This window comes from Pusillimonas sp. NJUB218 (genome assembly GCF_003788685.1).
Taxonomy (GTDB): Bacteria; Pseudomonadota; Gammaproteobacteria; order Burkholderiales; family Burkholderiaceae_B; genus Neopusillimonas.
In genome coordinates this window covers 116,215-133,144 of the sequence record NZ_NQMK01000003.1, presented here as the reverse complement: position 1 = coordinate 133,144, position 16,930 = coordinate 116,215, and the positions used below count along the sequence as shown (strand labels likewise).

General features: G+C 57.0%; 15 protein-coding genes. 5 read left to right on the top strand and 10 right to left on the bottom strand.

Annotated features, from left to right (window positions below):
- Positions 1–2: 2 nt before the first annotated feature.
- Entirely contained in the window at positions 3–1,163 is a 1,161-nt protein-coding gene (locus tag CHR62_RS05630; protein WP_093970891.1) for an ABC transporter substrate-binding protein, read from the bottom strand.
- Positions 1,164–1,424: 261 nt separating this feature from the next.
- Here CHR62_RS05630 and CHR62_RS05625 point away from each other — a divergent pair, with 261 nt between their 5' ends.
- Together CHR62_RS05625 and CHR62_RS05620 are read left to right on the top strand one after the other, a co-directional pair.
- Positions 1,425–2,846, top strand: a complete 1,422-nt coding sequence (locus CHR62_RS05625) for a DUF2868 domain-containing protein (RefSeq protein ID WP_123660300.1) — start codon at positions 1,425–1,427, stop codon at positions 2,844–2,846.
- Positions 2,833–4,254 carry a GTPase/DUF3482 domain-containing protein gene (locus CHR62_RS05620; protein ID WP_123660299.1) on the top strand — a complete coding sequence of 474 codons (1,422 nt, stop codon included), beginning with the start codon at positions 2,833–2,835 and terminating at the stop codon, positions 4,252–4,254. The genes CHR62_RS05625 and CHR62_RS05620 overlap by 14 nt, the downstream gene beginning before the upstream one ends.
- 35 nt (positions 4,255–4,289) lie before the next feature.
- On the opposite strand, the gene CHR62_RS05615 is transcribed toward CHR62_RS05620, so the two are convergent.
- Genes CHR62_RS05615 through CHR62_RS05590 form a run of 6 tightly spaced genes read right to left on the bottom strand, consistent with a single transcriptional unit; the run spans position 4,290 to position 10,005 of the window.
- Positions 4,290–4,994 (bottom strand): glutathione S-transferase N-terminal domain-containing protein, encoded by a 705-nt coding sequence (locus tag CHR62_RS05615; RefSeq protein ID WP_123660298.1) that lies wholly within the window; start codon positions 4,992–4,994, stop codon positions 4,290–4,292.
- Between the two features lie 20 nt (positions 4,995–5,014).
- Positions 5,015–6,259 carry a cardiolipin synthase ClsB gene (gene clsB, locus CHR62_RS05610; protein ID WP_123660297.1) on the bottom strand — a complete coding sequence of 415 codons (1,245 nt, stop codon included), beginning with the start codon at positions 6,257–6,259 and terminating at the stop codon, positions 5,015–5,017.
- The gene (locus CHR62_RS05605; protein ID WP_123660296.1) at positions 6,256–7,116 is read right to left on the bottom strand and encodes an endonuclease/exonuclease/phosphatase family protein; all 861 of its coding nucleotides are present in this window, start codon (positions 7,114–7,116) and stop codon (positions 6,256–6,258) included. Before CHR62_RS05605 ends, clsB begins: the two co-directional genes overlap by 4 nt.
- A gap of 22 nt (positions 7,117–7,138) precedes the next feature.
- On the bottom strand, positions 7,139–8,935 hold the full coding sequence (gene aspS / locus CHR62_RS05600) for an aspartate--tRNA ligase (protein WP_093970885.1): 1,797 nt from the start codon (positions 8,933–8,935) through the stop codon (positions 7,139–7,141).
- 53 nt (positions 8,936–8,988) lie between these two features.
- Positions 8,989–9,693: a DUF502 domain-containing protein gene (locus tag CHR62_RS05595; protein WP_123660295.1), complete on the bottom strand. Its 705-nt coding sequence runs from the start codon at positions 9,691–9,693 to the stop codon at positions 8,989–8,991.
- A 6-nt stretch (positions 9,694–9,699) separates the two neighbouring features.
- Positions 9,700–10,005, bottom strand: coding sequence for an FmdB family zinc ribbon protein (locus CHR62_RS05590; RefSeq protein WP_123660294.1), 306 nt, complete (start codon positions 10,003–10,005; stop codon positions 9,700–9,702).
- Between the two features lie 250 nt (positions 10,006–10,255).
- Between CHR62_RS05590 and CHR62_RS05585 the strand changes: the two genes are divergently transcribed.
- Genes CHR62_RS05585 through CHR62_RS05575 form a run of 3 tightly spaced genes read left to right on the top strand, consistent with a single transcriptional unit; the run spans position 10,256 to position 13,724 of the window.
- Positions 10,256–11,491, top strand: a complete 1,236-nt coding sequence (locus tag CHR62_RS05585) for a PLP-dependent aminotransferase family protein (RefSeq protein ID WP_093970882.1) — start codon at positions 10,256–10,258, stop codon at positions 11,489–11,491.
- Positions 11,488–12,414 carry a 4-hydroxybenzoate octaprenyltransferase gene (gene ubiA / locus CHR62_RS05580; RefSeq protein ID WP_370318041.1) on the top strand — a complete coding sequence of 309 codons (927 nt, stop codon included), beginning with the start codon at positions 11,488–11,490 and terminating at the stop codon, positions 12,412–12,414. Before CHR62_RS05585 ends, ubiA begins: the two co-directional genes overlap by 4 nt.
- Before the next feature lie 11 nt (positions 12,415–12,425).
- Positions 12,426–13,724, top strand: a complete 1,299-nt coding sequence (locus CHR62_RS05575) for a putative Na+/H+ antiporter (RefSeq protein WP_093970881.1) — start codon at positions 12,426–12,428, stop codon at positions 13,722–13,724.
- A gap of 303 nt (positions 13,725–14,027) precedes the next feature.
- On the opposite strand, the gene dctP is transcribed toward CHR62_RS05575, so the two are convergent.
- The 3 genes from dctP to CHR62_RS05560 are packed head-to-tail and all read right to left on the bottom strand — an operon-like array spanning position 14,028 to position 16,860.
- Entirely contained in the window at positions 14,028–14,996 is a 969-nt protein-coding gene (dctP, locus tag CHR62_RS05570) for a TRAP transporter substrate-binding protein DctP (RefSeq protein ID WP_123660293.1), read from the bottom strand.
- A 17-nt stretch (positions 14,997–15,013) separates the two neighbouring features.
- The gene (locus CHR62_RS05565; protein ID WP_233574888.1) at positions 15,014–16,333 is read right to left on the bottom strand and encodes a TRAP transporter large permease; all 1,320 of its coding nucleotides are present in this window, start codon (positions 16,331–16,333) and stop codon (positions 15,014–15,016) included.
- Complete coding sequence (locus tag CHR62_RS05560; RefSeq protein ID WP_093970878.1) at positions 16,330–16,860, bottom strand: TRAP transporter small permease; 531 nt, start codon at positions 16,858–16,860, stop codon at positions 16,330–16,332. Before CHR62_RS05560 ends, CHR62_RS05565 begins: the two co-directional genes overlap by 4 nt.
- Positions 16,861–16,930 lie beyond the last annotated feature (70 nt).

The following is a 16,930-nucleotide window of genomic DNA, read 5'->3' as shown; positions in this document are numbered from 1 at the left end:
GATTACTTCAAGCCATGGTCGCGTTGCGGACCGAAGTTCTCGATTTCTGTGTTAACCAGCGTGCCGTCTTTACGCTCGACTTTGCGCAGGTAAACGTTCTGGGTAATGTGACGGGTATCGGGGTCGATTTTTGCCGGGCCGCGTGGGCTTTCCCATTCAAAACCTTTAATGGCTGCCATGGCCTTTTCACCGTCTTTTTTACCGTCGGTGGCTTCAACCATTTTTTGAATCACGCGCATACCGTCGTATGCTCCCACCGAAGCGTAGTTGGCCAATGCATCGGCCGCCTGTTTCTTCATGGCGTCTTTAAATTGACGGTTGGCGTCAGAGTCGTGATCAGCCGAATAATGGAACGAGGTCAGCAAGCCCAATGAGGCATCGCCAAACTTCTGCAAGTCGAACTCATCCATTTCGGCAGTGCCCAGAAACTGGATACCGGCTTCACGCAAACCATTCTGGTTGTATGCATTTACAAAACCCAGGTTAGGCGGCCCGCCGGGCAAGAACACATAAACGGCCTGCGCGCCACTGGCCTTGATGCGCTGGGCAAACGGACTGAAATCGTTGGTGTTGAGCGGCATACGAATGCTTTCAACAACCTCGCCCCCCTGCTTGGCAAACTCATCCTTGAAAGCGGCTTCGGCATCTACGCCAGGCGCGTAATCCATGACTGCAGTCACGACTTTGGTAATGCCCTGTTTTTTGGCCCATTGTGCGATGGGCACCGTCACCTGCCACAAGGTATACGACGTGCGCACGAAGTAGTCGGACTTGGTGTTGATGGACGATGTTGCCGCGTTGAAAATGACCGTGGGGGTTTTGGACTGCTGGATAAGCGGTGCAACCGCCATGGCATTGGGGGTAAACACCAGACCGCCCAGGTAATCGACACGCTCATTCACAATCAGTTCTTGAGCTACGGTTTTAGTGCCGCCCGGGTTGGGGCCGCCGCTATCACGATAAATAATCTGGATATCGTGACCGCCAAATTTGCCGCCTTGCTGAGCAAGATATGACTCGGCACCATCTTTGAACAATTTTCCATAGTGTGCAAAGGGGCCGGAAAACGGGGCAATAATGCCGACCTTCACGGTTTCGGCTTGCGCAAAACCCGACAACGACACAGCCATCAGTGCGATGGCACCTAAACGTAGTGCTTTCATTTTGTCTCCTTGATTATTAGGGTGAGCGGATGTCGGCCTCTGCGGGCCCTTACGCGTCTCACGTGCACTGAGTCTAAGTTCAAACTAGTTGGTAAGTCAACTAGTTGAGACCCCAACAAAATAGAGCTTTCTCTATCGACTGGACGTCGGTACGACGGCCAGCCTAATATTCCCCCTTGCTATTGCTTGCTCAACGCCTATTTATGGTTTTCATTTCAAGCCCGACTCGGGGTTTTCACTTAGACTTGCCCGGAGCGCATCATGCGTGATGCGCTGTCGTTCAACGCCGTATGGCTGGCCGAAACGCTGCGCATCAAAGAACTGCGCGACGGCGCTCTGGACGACGCTGCGCCCGTGGCGCGCGCACTTGGGCGCGGGGGCAATTTTGCTCAGCGCCTGATCACTCGCGCCCAGGCGCTGGCCGAACGCGAAAACATACAAACGACATTCGTCCACTGGCAGACGCTAAGCAAGTTGGCTTTTGCACTGCTTGCGATTACCGCAATATTGACCGGCGCGGGGCTGGCGGCAAGCGCATTGGGTGACGGCAGCCATCCTGTCAACCTGATGCTGGCAATAGCTGTACTGTTGGGGCTACACGCCCTGACCTTTGTCTTTTGGTTGGTTGGCACCGTCGCATCCTCATCGCACGCCAGCGGAATGGGCGCGGTCTGGTTATGGATGACCTCGCGCATGGCGCGTACACCGCAAAGCGCGGCAATCGGCCAGGCGCTAGTCGCAACGCTGCAACGTAGCCACGGGCTCAAACCGCTGCTGGGGATCCTGACCCACGCTGTCTGGTGCATTGTTTTTGTCTCGACCATCGTCACCCTGTTGGCACTACTGTCGGCACGACAATATGTCTTCCAGTGGGAAACGACGCTCTTGGCGCCCGAAGCGTTCACCGTTATTACGCATCTGTTCGGTGGACTACCCTCGCTGATCGGATTCCCGATACCCGCCGACACCGTTGTGGCACAAAGCATGGCCGGCGCACTGCCTGCGAACAACAGCGCAGGGCCGTTATGGTCTCAATGGCTGCTGGGCGTTGTCGTCGTATACGGTTTTTTGCCCAGGCTATTGGCCTTGCTGGCGTGCATCGTCACCTGGCGAAGGCAAATGCAGCTTCTTACGCTGGACACCGAACTGCCCGGGTTCATCGAGCTCAAGCCGCGCCTCATGCCCGGCAGCCTGAACACCGGTATCGACGCCCCTGCCCCTGATTTAGCAACAAACTCTGGCGAAAGCAGCCAGGCTGGTCTCATAATTCCTGGCGGGCATAATGCCTTGGTGGCCATTGAGCTGCCCAACGACATTACCTGGCCGCCGTCAGGCCTGGAAAACATTGGCGCCGACCTCGGACGTGTCGATACCCGCGCACAGCGCAGCGCGCTGCTGAGCGCGCTGGAATCAAAACAGTATGACCACCTGATTGCGGCCTGCGACGGCCGCCTGACACCCGACCGCGGCACCTTGCTTTACTTTCAAGCGCTGGCCCAAACCTGCAAACAATTTCATGTGCTGATTTTGCTGCCTGACACAATGCCTGAAAACAATCGAACTACACTATGGCAAGCAAACCTTGAGCGCGTCGGCTTTGACAGCGCCCGCGTTTACACCGGGCCGGCAAGCCTAACGGCTCAAACCGGCACTACCCAGAGCACCCCGCATGGCAACCACTGATATCGCACAGCCGCCCACCGACCCGGCACCGACGCCCGACGTTCTGCTGCGCATTGCCGTGGTTGGTCATACCAACACCGGTAAAACGTCGTTGCTACGCTCACTGACACGCAACCCCGACTTCGGTGAAGTCAGCGACCGCCCCGGCACCACACGCCACGTCGAAGGCATACAGCTACTCATCGACGAAACGCCGGTCATCGAGTTCTTTGATACACCGGGCATCGAAGACGCCATCGGTTTGTCAGACTACATCGATCGCCTTTGTCCACGCGAAGAGCGCCTGGACGCCTTCGATCGGGTCGACCGCTTCCTGGACTCGGTTGAGAGCCGGCGCCGCTTCGAGCAAGAGGCGCGTGTCCTGAAAAAATTGCTTGAGTGCGATGCCGCGTTATACGTCATCGACACCCGGGACCCGATGCTCAGCAAGCACAAAGAAGAACTGGCCATACTAGCCTCTTGCGGGCGCCCCATTTTGCCAGTGCTGAACTTTACGCAGCACAAGTACCAACGTGTCGATGAGTGGCGTGAGGGCCTGGGTCGCCTGAATCTGCATGCCATAGTCGAATTCGACACGGTTGCCCCCTCGCTCGACGGCGAAGACCAGCTTTACGAAAAACTAGGCGTTTTACTCGACCGCCACGCCGCACTGCTGACTACCCTGAAAACCAATATTCAGGCGCAACGGCACGCACGCCGCCAAGGCGCCTACCGCTTGCTGGCCGAGCTGCTGGTCGATGTTGCCGCCCTGCGTGTCAGCACAAAAGCAGACAGTACATCCGTCGAAGAAACCACCCAAGTGTTGCGCGACCTGGTCCGGCGCCACGAGCAAACCTGCCTACAAGCCTTGCTCAAGCACTACAACTTTCGTCGTGAAGACTTCCTGCAGCATGCCTTACCCCTTGAAGGTGAGCGCTGGGGCATGGATTTATTCAGCCCCCAAACCCTTAAAGAAGCAGGTATTGAGGTCAGCAAAGGTGCAGCAGCAGGTGCCGCAGCGGGGCTGACTGTTGACTTGCTCAGTGCCGGTCTCAGCCTGGGCACCGGCACCATGATCGGCGCCGCAGTCGGCGGCGCCTGGCAAGGGGTAGATCGCTTCGGCAAACGCCTGCTGGCAAAACTACTCGGCTACCAAGAAATTTCTGTCGATGACAATGTCATCAGACTGTTGGCAGCCCGCCAAATGGCCCTGATCGCCGCACTAGAGCAACGCGGTCATGCCGCACGGGACCCGATCACCATTGATATTGAACGCGTCAACGGATTCAGTGACTCTCGCCTTCCTGAGACGATTCAAGAGGCCCGCAGCAACCCGCAATGGTCAACACTCGACGACCACTACGAAACATCGGTGCGGCGCCAGCGCCTGGTTGAGCGGCTGGCGGCCAGCTTATCCAACACGCCTTGACCTAACCCTGGCATGCCCACGCACCACCGACGGAATCAGCTGCGCGGCGGCTGGTTCAGGCCCGCCTGCACCGCGGGTCGCGCCAAAAAGACCTCAAGCACGCGCAAGACCTCAGGAAAATCACTGATGCCGACTAAATCGGCAGCTTCGTAAACCTGCATCAGGCTGCGCACCCAGGGCAACGTCGCCATGTCGGCAATGGTGTAATCATCGCCCATGATCCACTGACGCCCTGCCAAGTGTTTATCCAGAACCCCCAGCAAACGCCGGGTTTCAGCCAAATAGCGATCGCGCGGACGTTTGTCTTCGATATCTTTGCCGGCAAACTTATGGAAAAAGCCCAACTGCCCGAACATGGGCCCTACACCGCCCATCTGGAACATCAGCCACTGCAAGGTGGTGTAGCGCTGCACCGGATCAGTGGGTAGAAACTTACCCGTTTTCTCGGCCAAATACACCAAAATAGCCCCCGACTCGAACAGTGGCAGCGGCTTACCGCCGGGGCCGGCCGGGTCGATGATGGCGGGGATCTTGTTGTTCGGGTTCAGCGAGACAAACTCGGGCGTCAGTTGGTCATTGGTCTGGAAACTGACCAGGTGCGCTTCGTACGGCAAACCCGTTTCTTCAAGCATGATCGACACTTTGACGCCATTAGGCGTGGGTAGCGAATACAGCTGAATACGATCGGGGTGTGCAGCCGGCCATTTTTGGGTAATGGGAAACGCAGAAAGATCAGACATGAAAAACCTTTGATAAAAAATCAGTATTCGGAAGATTTACCTGTCAGGGCAACGCCCAGACGCAACAAGCGATGCGCACAGGCATCAAGAAATATTGTCAGCCATGACCGCTTTTCGTAGACCAGCGGGGTAACGTGCTGGCTACTGACCTGCAACTGAGCCTCGAGCCGTTCGCGCAGTTGCGCGGCAAAACCCGCATCGTCTACGTAGACATTGGCCTCGCGCGCCAACAATAAACTGAACGGGTCCATGTTAGCCGAACCCACCATGGCGCGATCATCGATGACGGCCACCTTGGCGTGCAAATAGCTGGGCATGTATTCATAAATACGAATACCATGCTTGAGCAATCGGCCATACATGCTGCGGCACGCCCTGAACTGCAAAGTATATTCAGACCGACCTTGCAACAGCAAACGCACAGACACCCCACGGGCCGCGGCATCTTGCAGGGCTCTTTTCAGCGCGCGCCCCGGCAAGAAGTAAGAATTAGCAATCAGGATATCGCGCCGTGCCCGATAAATGGCGCCAATGTAAGCTGACTCGATGGCTTTGCGAAACCGGACGTTATCTCGAAACAGCGCGGCGGCACGCACGCCACCAGGCACCGGACCCGACCGCTGCACCAAGGCAACATCACGCCTTCGGCGCCAGCGCCTGACCCGCTTGTAAAACGCAGCCCAATCGCTGCGATGCCGCCAGGCCATGCGCATCCATAAGTCGCTTTGCGCCTTGAACAAGTCTTGCACAATCGGGCCGCGCACTTTAACGGCAAAATCGAAACGCGGCTCGGGGCCCTGCCCGTCGTCAGGCACATCGACCAGATCGTCCAGGACATTGATGCCGCCTACAAAGGCCACACTCTGGTCAATGACCACCAGCTTGCGATGCAGGCGCCTTAAACGACGCAAACTGAAGCGGTAAAACTCAATACCGCGTGGCTCCGGACGATACACCCGGTAGCGCCCGCCCATTTGCGTCACTTCGCGCCCGATGGCTTCGGCATTAGGTGCACTGCCAAAGCCATCGACAACCACGCGCACCCGCACCCCACGCTCACAGGCCGCACGCAAATGCGCCAGCAACTTCAGGCCGGTATCATCAAGATTGAAAATGTAAGTTTCGAGGTGAATGCTGAAGCGCGCACCGTCTATGGCCTGAAACAGCGCCGGAAAATACTGGGCGCCGTTCTGCAGCAGCGTCACTTCGTTGCCTGAGCGCCAACGGACAAAATCCGGGTAGCGGTCTGGCCCAGGCTTGCTCAAGGCAACTCAAGCTCGGTAAATATGGGCGCGTGGTCTGACCACTGCGACCAGGGTTTGCCATGCAGCACTCGCGCCGTACGCACGGCAAAGCCGCGCTGGTAAATGCGATCGAGCCGGAACCACGGGAAAGCAGCAGGAAACGTACGTGGCGGCGGCGTGGTACGCGCCATGCCGTCGACGCCCAATTCGTGCGGACGCCCGCCAAACCCGCCGCTGCCACCCAACATGCGCAACGACTGACCCAAGGCTTTAAGCGGCGCTGGCATGGTTAAAGGACCCGTATGCGGCGCATGAGGCGCGACCGAAAAGACTTCGTATAAATTTAACTGCTTGACGAACAACGGTGCCAGGCGGTTGTTCCAGTCGTTGAAATCGCCAGCGATAAGCAGAGGCGCATCGGCAGGCACGAGCCGCCGGATACGTTCGACCAACGCCAGCACCTGACGAGACCGACCGCCAGCAAACAAACCCAGATGCACCACGATGCAATGCACATCGGTATTGTTGATAGACACCACCGCATGCAACAAGCCGCGCTGCTCCAGACGGTGATCGGACACGTCTTCGTTTTCGTAGCTCAGCACCCTGAAGCGCGACAACAGCGCATTGCCGTGGTCGGTATGGGTTCGTACGGCATTACGCCCGTAGCAAACGTCCATGCCCAGGGCGGCCCCCAGCGATTCGTGCTGCGCGTCGAGCACACTTTGCCGATGATTGCGCCCCTGCACTTCTTGCAGAAAAAGCAAATCGGGCCGCAGCCCATACAACCCCAGACGCAACTGGGAAAGGGACTCGCGCGCGCCCGTGGCGGAGCGGCCCTTATGGATGTTGTAGCTGACGACCCGAAGTACCGACATAGTCGTTAGGGCCCGACGTCGTTTAAGACGACGGAGCCTCGGCCTTGCGCAAACGAATGTGCAACTCGCGCAATTGCTTTTCGTCGACGGGCGACGGCGCATGCGTGAGCAGACACTGAGCGCGCTGCGTTTTGGGGAAAGCAATGACGTCGCGAATGGATTCGGCGCCCGTCATCATGGTGACGAGACGGTCGAGACCAAACGCCACGCCGCCATGGGGCGGCGCACCGTATTGCAGGGCGTCGAGCAGGAACCCGAACTTCTCGGCGGCCTCTTCGGCCCCGATATTGAGCGCACGGAAGACCTTGCTTTGAACATCGGCACGGTGAATACGTACCGACCCGCCGCCAATTTCCCAACCATTCAGGACGATGTCGTAAGCCTTGGCCAGCGCGCTTGCCGGATCGGTCTCGAGCAGCTCTTCGTGGCCGTCTTTGGGGCTGGTAAACGGGTGATGCGCTGCGAAGTAGCGACCTTCTTGCGGATCGTATTCGAACATGGGGAAGTCAACCACCCACAACGGCTGCCAGCCAGCCTCGAAGAGGCCGTTTTGCTTGCCGAAATCGCTGTGACCGATTTTGACGCGTAGCGCGCCCATGGCATCGTTGACGACTTTGGTTTTGTCGGCGCCAAAGAAAATCAGGTCGCCGCTTTGTGCCCCGGTACGCTCGATAAGCTGCGTGAGCGCCTGGTTATGGATGTTCTTGACGATGGGTGACTGCAGGCCGTCGGGGATGCTGGACGCATCGTTGACCTTGATGTAGGCCAGCCCCTTGGCGCCGTAAATACCAACAAACTTGGTGTAGGCGTCGATTTCGCTACGGGGCATGCTGGCGCCACCGGGTACGCGCAAGGCAACGACGCGACTGGCAGGGTCGTTGGCCGGCGCCGAGAACACCTTGAAGTCGACATCAGACATCAGGTCGGAGACATCGACGAACTCGAGCTTGACGCGCAGGTCGGGCTTGTCGGAACCATAACGACGCATGGCCTCAGCCCAGGTCATGGTCGGAAACTGCCCGGGCAATTCGACATTCTGGACCGATTTGAAGACGTGACGCAGCATGCCTTCAAAAATTTCGCGAATCTGCTCTTCATTCAGGAAGGAGGTTTCGCAGTCGATTTGTGTGAATTCGGGTTGACGATCAGCGCGCAAGTCTTCGTCGCGGAAGCACTTGGTGATTTGATAGTAGCGGTCGAAGCCAGCCACCATCAGCATCTGCTTGAAAAGCTGAGGCGACTGGGGCAATGCAAAGAACTCGCCCGCATTGACGCGCGAAGGCACGAGATAGTCGCGTGCGCCTTCGGGTGTGCTCTTGGTCAGCATGGGGGTTTCGATATCGATGAAACCCAGGTTGTCGAGGTATTTACGTACTTCGATAGACACGCGATAACGCAGCATAAGATTGCGCTGCATTTGCGGGCGACGAAGATCGAGCACACGATGAGTAAGACGGGTCGTTTCGGACAGGTTATCGTCGTCGAGCTGGAACGGCGGCGTGACCGAAGCATTCAGGATTTCGATTTCACGGCACAGAACTTCGACCTCGCCCGAGGCCAGATCGGCATTGGTCGTGCCTTCGGGACGCTCACGCACCAGGCCGGTAATACGCACACAAAATTCGTTACGGATGCGTTCGGCCGTTTCGAAGGCACTGACGTTATCGGGATCGACAACGACCTGAGCCAGGCCGGCGCGGTCGCGCAGGTCGATGAAGATGACGCCGCCATGGTCGCGGCGGCGATGCACCCAGCCAAACAGTGTGACGGTTTGGCCCAGTTGGGCACGACCCACCTCGCCGGTATAGCACGTACGCATGAAAGAATACTCCGTTTATATATTCAAAATTTGATGTCGGCGGCCAGCGTCTGTTAGTGATCAGACCCCGGTTTGCCATTATTGTTCTGTTTGGGCGTAGCCGCCGCTGCACCGACTGCTGCTGCCGCCTGCACCGCATTGATTACAGCGCTTTCCAGTTCGGGCTTTAATGCACCGGGCACCACCACCCCCATGGAAACAATATACTTGAGCGCCGCATCGACGCTCATGTCGAGTACCTGGACGTCGGCACGAGGCATCATTAAAAAGAAGCCCGACGTTGGGTTGGGTGTAGTGGGCACATAAACACTGACATAATCGCCGCCCAGACGCTCGGCCACTTCGCCCCCGGGGACGCCGGTTAAAAAGGCGATGGTCCAGGCACCTTGGCGCGGGTACTGCACCAACACAGCTTCGCGAAACGCCTGACCACTAGGCGACAGCACCGTGTCGGAAACCTGCTTAACCGAATTATAAATGGAACGTACCAACGGGATTTTGCCCAACAAACGTTCCCAGCGGTCGACCAGCGCACGGCCAATAAAATTGGCCACGGCCAGGCCGGTAAAAAACACCACCAGCAAAACGAGAAGCAGCTGGAAGCCCGGAATCTGAATACCAAACAAGGATTGCGAGGTGAGAAAACGGGGCACCACGCTTTCAAGCGTGGTGAACACCAGAGACAACACCCACAAGGTGATGACCAGCGGGATCCAGACGAGCAGCCCGGTGATGAAGTAGCGTTTGAATGTACGCATGCGGCCCTAGGTTGCCGACGACACAGGCGCCGCCGCAGGTGCGGCTGCAGGGGTCCCTGCCGTCGAGGATGACGATGCTGTGTCGGAGGCACCGGACGCCGCTGCGCCCGCAGCGCCCGACGCATTGGCCCCGCCACGGAAATCGGTAACGTACCAACCCGAGCCTTTAAGCTGGAAACCCGCCGCAGTCACCTGTTTGGCGTAGGTAGCCTGCCCACATTGAGGGCATTGAGTTAAGAGCGGGTCGGAAATTTTTTGCAAAACGTCTTCGGCATGGCCGCAGGCGCTGCATTTGTAAGCGTAAATAGGCACAATACTTACCCCAGAAAAATACTTGAACGCCCGCGAAAAAGCAGTTTCGCCAGCGCATGGCCGCTTTGTAGCAAAGCAGCCTAAAACACGCGATTTTAGCTTTTTTTACGGGTATTTACCCAGATTGGCCGGCTTGGCCGACAAAGCTGTCACGCCATAGATGGGGGCACTAGGCCAAGTTACAAGCATTTCGGCCAAAGTTGAAGTATTCTAAAGGGCTAAACGCCCTCTTTTTTAGGAATAATGCGGGATGACGAGCTCGAACGCCCATAACCCCAACACGCAACCCTATACGTTTTCGCAGCGTGCGCAAAAAATCACCAGTTCAACGATTCGCGAAATCTTGAAAGTGACCGAGCGCCCCGAAATTATTTCGTTTGCCGGCGGGTTACCGGCAGCCAAAGGGTTCCCCGTTGACACGATCAGTGCAGCCTTCGAACGCGTACTTAGCCACAATGGACGCACCGCGCTGCAGTACGGCCCCACCGAAGGCTACGCACCGCTGCGCGAATGGGTCACACAAGACCTGAAACGCGTTGGCGCCACCGACGTCAACATCAATCAGGTCCTTATCGTTTCGGGCTCTCAACAGGCGCTCGACTTACTAGGCAAACTGTTCATCGACCCGGGCAGCAAGGTCCTGGTCGAGGCGCCCAGCTACCTCGGTGCCCTGCAGTCCTTTTCGTTATTCGAGCCCGAATACGTTGCCGTCCCCACCGACGAACGCGGCCTGATCCCCGAGGGCCTGACCGACGAACGCGTTGCGGGCGCCCGCTTCATCTACGCTTTGCCCAATTTCCAAAACCCCACCGGTCTGACGCTCAACCTCGAACGCCGCAAAGCGTTGGTCAAGCGCTGTGCCCAGGCTAATGTCCCCATCATCGAAGACGACCCGTACGGTGATCTTCGCTACGCGGGCGAAGCGCTGCCCGGCCTGCTGGGGTTGGGCCGCGAAGTCGGCGCAACCGTTATCCGGCTAGGCAGCTTTTCAAAAGTACTGGCACCCGGCCTACGTCTGGGCTATATCGTCGCCCCCGAGGCCATCATCTCGAAGCTGGTGCAAATCAAGCAGGCCACCGACCTTCACACGGCCACACTCACTCAAATGGCAGTCTACGAAGCTATTCAAGACGGCTTCCTTAACTTCCATTTGCCGGCCGTACGCGACATCTACAAAGAACAGTGCGGCTATATGCTCGACGCCATGCAGCAGTTCTTTCCTAAAGACGCCCACTGGACGCGCCCTGAAGGCGGCATGTTCATTTGGGTCACGCTGCCCGAGCACATCAATGCCTACGAGCTCCTCGAACGGGCCATCAAGCAAAACGTCGCCTTTGTTCCCGGCGAACCGTTCTACGCGGGTGCAGAACCAAAACGCAACACCATGCGCCTCAGTTTCGTCACCGTCTCCGAAGAGCGCATCCGCGAAGGCATTGAAATTCTCGGCCGCCTGATCGCCGAAACGGCCATCAGCAAAGCAGCGTGAGCGGCGCGCAGCAGCCAAAACCCGACCTATCCGATATGCGCCACGATGACTGGGTGGCGCATTACCTGCCGGCCGCCTGGGGCCCTTATGCCCGGCTTTGCCGGCTCGATAGGCCGGTGGGCACCTGGTTAACGCTTCTGCCTTGCCTGGCGGCACTGGTTCAAGCCGCCGAAGGCTGGCCTACACTTTTCCGCCTTTTTATCTTTTCGCTAGGCGCCCTGCTCATGCGTGGTGTGGGGTGCACCATCAACGATATCTTCGACCGCGACATCGACAGCAAAGTCGAGCGCACGCGCTTTCGGCCACTGACCAGCGGACAACTTTCATTAAAGAATGCGCTGTGGTTTTTGTTCGGGCAATTCGTGGTGTGCGGCCTGTTGCTGTTTGCCGTTAACGAATACAGCCGCTGGCTGGCCGTGCTGCTCGTCCCCATTGTGATTGTTTACCCGCTGTGCAAGCGCTTTACCTACTGGCCGCAAATTGTGCTGGGCATCGGGTTTAACTGGGGCATGCTCATGGCCTGGTCCGACACCCAAAACATCGTGCCGCTGGCCGCCATTGCCATGTGGGTGGGCGCCGTGCTGTGGCAGGTAGGTTACGACTCTATTTACGCCTATGTCGACGTGCGCGACGACCTCAAATTAGGGGTCAAGTCGACTGCCATGCGCTTCGGCGAGCACGGCAAACTATGGATCAGCGGATTTTACGCGGCAACTGTGCTGCTTTGGCTGTATGCAGGCATTGCCCTTCATTTGTCATGGGCCTATTTTTTGGTCCTGGCAGTCATTACCGCTCACCTTGCCTGGCAAATGTGGGTGTTCAGCCTTAACCGTCCCGACCGCAACTTCATGTTGTTTCGGTCGAACATGACGGTGGGTGTATTACTGATTGTCGCCTCGTTGGGCGGCACCCTAATCAACTAAAGGTCAAACCCATGCCATCTTTCCTTGAAACGCTGGCAACGTTTCTGTTTGCCGTTGCCATTATTCACACGTTCTCTGTCCCTGTTTTCGCCCGGTTGGCCAACAAACATGGCCCGCACGCGGGGTTGTGGCACATGCTGGCCGAAGTCGAGGCCGTTTTCGGTGTCTGGGCATTCGTTCTGATCGTCTTTATGGTGATTTCGGCCGGAGCGCCAGAGGCCATCAGCTATATCGACTCGCGTAACTTTACCGAACCCGCTTTTGTGTTCGCCATTATGGTGGTCGCTGCCAGCAAGCCTATTCTTGATCTGGTTGGCTTGTTGGTACGCGGCCTGGCCCGTGCGATGCCTATCCGCACCGAAGTCGCCATGTTCTTCATCACCATGTCGCTGGTGCCGCTGGCCGGCTCATTTATTACCGAGCCTGCCGCCATGACGCTGGCCGCCTTGTTGTTACGCGATGCGTATTTCCGACGCTCTGAACAGGCCGGGTTCAAGTACCTCACCCTGGGCGTGCTGTTCGTCAATATCTCTATTGGCGGCGTACTCACAGCCTATGCTGCTCCGCCCGTGCTCATGGTCGCCCAAACCTTCGGCTGGGACTCATACTACATGCTGACGCACTTCGGCTGGCGCGCTGCAGCTGCAGTGTTCCTTAATGCCGCCCTGCTTACCCTTATTGTGCGCAAGTACCTGGTCACCAAAGAAATCGGTACCGGCTCGGGGGTTAACAATGCCAACGACTTCACCGAAAAGCGCCCCCCTGCGCCACCGCTGGTCATGGGCATCCACCTGGCCTTCCTGGTAGCCATTGTGCTTACCGCGCACCACCCTGCGATGTTCCTGGGCCTGCTCATGATGTTTATTGGCTATGCGGCAGCCTACCCCAAGTTCCAGAACCCGCTGCTCATCAAAGAAGGCTTGATGGTCGGCTTCTTTCTGGCGGGGCTGGTCGTCTTGGGTGGCCTTCAAAAATGGTGGCTGCAAGACCTCCTGGGCAGCCTCTCACCCACGGTCTTGTTCTGGGGTGCAACGGCACTGACGGCACTTACTGACAACGCTGCGCTCACTTACCTGGGGTCTCTGGTCGAAGGCACCAGTGATATCTGGCGTTATATGCTGGTGGCCGGTGCGGTAACCGGCGGCGGCTTAACCGTCATTGCTAACGCCCCCAACCCGGCTGGCTTTGCTATCCTGAAAAATACATTCCCAGACGGCGCAATTTCACCCCTGAAATTGCTGCTCTCGGCCCTGGTGCCCACGCTTATTGCAGCATTCTTCTTCCTGCTGCCGCATCAGGCATTTAACTAACCCAAAGCACCAAACACAAAAAGGCCTGAACCCGCGATAAAAGCGGGTTCAGGCCTTTTTAATTGCAGCGTCGTTACCGAACCGCCTTGAAAATCGCCTAACTAGACAACTTTTTTGGCCGTGCTGCGCCTGTTACCGTTTGGGCAGGCGCCAGACACTTACTTCTTGCGGTCGCGTCGCAGCATGCGAACCAACCAGACAAACAGGGTAATAGAGCACACAAGGCCAATGCCGAATAAAGCTAAGACGATCAGTTCACCGGTTGTCATCATATGCTCCGTACCCGTTTATATGAGGCTTTGATTACTGGTTGCCACCAAACTTGGCGCGCAATTCAGCGGCGTGCTTGGGGCTGGCCTGGTCAATTGCTTTCCAGGCTTCGGCGTTGGCTTGCTTGACGAAAGCCTCACCATTGCCGACCGATACCATTTCAATACCGAACTCTTCCTGACGTTTTTTCTCTGCAACAGCCAGTTCGTGGTCTTTAGCGTAATTGGCTTCAATCTTGGCCATTTGCGCTTTCAAGAACTCACGCTGTTCGTTGTTCAATTTCTTTTCCCAGGTATCCTGGTTCATGAACAAACTGACTTCTACGTTGTAAAAGCCGGGTTCGACGCGGTACTTGGTTTTCTCTTGCCAACCCAGGTCGAAAATACCTACGCTGGGCCAGCCGTAGCCGTCGACCACACCGCGCTCAAGCGCCGTAAAGACCTCGCCGGGGGGCACTTGCAAAGGTGCGGCACCCAACGACTGGAAGAATGCACGGTACACAGGCACACTGCGCAGCTTCATGCCAGCGAACGAGTTACCGTCGGGCTTTTTGTTGCTGTAAACATGGTATTTCAAGCCGTCGGTGGTACGGCCCAGCCACACCATGTTGGCCTTTTCGCGGTGGATCTTGTCCATCAGCTCGTAGCCGCCGTTTTTACGCAGCTCGGCCATAGGGGTGTCGGTCACCGTCAAGGCCAGCCCTTCGGGCACCAAGTTGGCATGGAACACGGCCGTTGTATTAGCGATGTCGACAACACCCGAACGCAGGGCGCTACCAACTTCGAACGGAGGCATGGACTCAGGGCCACCCACAAACTGGATCTGGACCAGACCTTTGCCTTCGGCATTCACCGAGTTCATGAACTCGTTGAATTGACGGAAGAAAAAGGCATCTTTGTTGAATACGCTGACGGCTTTCAGTGTCACTTCTGCGCCTTGTGCCGATACTGCGGCCAAGCCCAGCACCGCGCCCAGCGCGATTTTTTTCAATTGAAATTTCATGTACGGATCTCCTTTGGTTACATCATGAGTTGTGGCAGCCCCACAGCCAGCCACGGGATTAACAAGATCAAGCCCAACACCAGCAGCTCAATGAGAAGGTAGGGCATGACCGACGCGTAAATTTGCGTCAGGCGAATTTGTGGCGGGGCCACACTTTGCATGACCATGCACAGCAAACCAAATGGCGGTGTCAGCAAGCCCATTTCCATGGCCAACAAGAACATCACGCCGAGCCAGATGGGATCGATACCAGCCGCATTGGCCAGAGGCATGAAGAACGGCAGCGTAATCATCATCATGCTGACCTGGTCAATCACACACCCCAGAGCAAGCAAAATCAGCAACATGCCGATAATCAGCCACATGGGCGACAGGTCATACTCGGTAATCAGATTAAGCAAACCGGTGGTTGCCCCCGAAAAACTGAGTAGCTGCGAGAACGTGGTCGACGCAATAAGCACGAACAGAATCACCACCGAAATGCGGGCAGTTTCGATAAGTGACTTGTAAAAACTGCTGACAGTGAAAGTGCCGTAGCACACGGTAGCAAGCGTGGCCGCAACGGCGCCAATGGCGGCCGACTCGGTTGGCGACGCCCAACCTACCAGCATACTGCCCACCACGGCAATGAAAATACCCAGCAGCGGCACCACGTCACGCATGAAGGGCTTCCACTTTTCCCAACCCGACACGCGTTCGCTGGGGTCATCGGCCGGGGCCAATTCGGGGTTCATTTTGCAGCGCAAAACAACATAACCCACGAACATAATCGACAACAGAATGCCCGGAATAATGCCGCCGATAAGCAGCTTGGAAATGGAAATGCCGGCCAGACTACCCAGCATAACGGCCAGCGCCGATGGTGGGATGAGCATGGCAATACCCCCCACCGCCATAATCGGGCCCATAGCCAGGTTAGGGTGGTAGCCGCGCCGCATCATTTCGGGCAACAAGGTCCCGCCCATCATGGCCGTATTGGCAATGGTAGAGCCCGACAGGGTGGCAAACACCGTTCCGCCAACGACAGACACGACAGACAACCGCCCGGGCACCCGTGCGATCAGGCGTTCGATGGCGTTAATGGCCCTGAATGCCAACCCGGTATGAAACAGCACCTCGCCCATCAGGATGAACAACGGAATAGGCGTTAACGAAAAGCTGCTAACTGACTGAATGGAATTACGAACCAGCTGACTGACACCGGCCTCGCCCCCCATGAACACCCAGGCGCCCAGCAGGTTAACCCCCAAAAACGCAAAAGCAACGGGCATGCCAACGAGCATCAGCACGAAGAGCGTACCCAACAACAACATAATTGCCGACTGCCAATCCATCATGCCACCTTACTTTTGAAAAACAGACCTGCAAACTGACGCGTAAATTCGATGGTCAGCAGCACAAAGCAAAACAGCATGGGCAGCCCCAGCCACCATTCGGGGAACATCAGCACTTTGAACACGATACCGCCCTGTTGCGCGGCGTCGAGCAAACTGGTGTAGCTATACCAGGCCAATACTGCCGAAATAAACAGGCATACACCGTAAGAGACCAACCCGACCAGGAAGGCGGCCGCCCCGGTGAAATTACGCACAATGACGTCGACACGAATGTGGTCGTTGGTGTAAACCAACCAGGGCGCCGCACAAAACGCGGCAATCATCATCATGTATTCAGTGACTTCTACCGCCCACTGAATAGACATGACGCCCAGGTTTCGAAGCAGAACATCGGCGCACACCAGTAGCGCCATGGCAAAGAAAAGCAAGGCGGCAAAAGCGCCCGTACCGTTTAACAGGCCCCTATAGGCCCGCGACAGCCCGGAGCCGCCGACCGGCTCGGACTGTGTCTCGAAAGATTGTTGCATACGACTCGTCCTGTAAGCGTTGAGCGCAGAATTTTAACCTTAAACAATGACAGCCTAAACCATCTGCGTG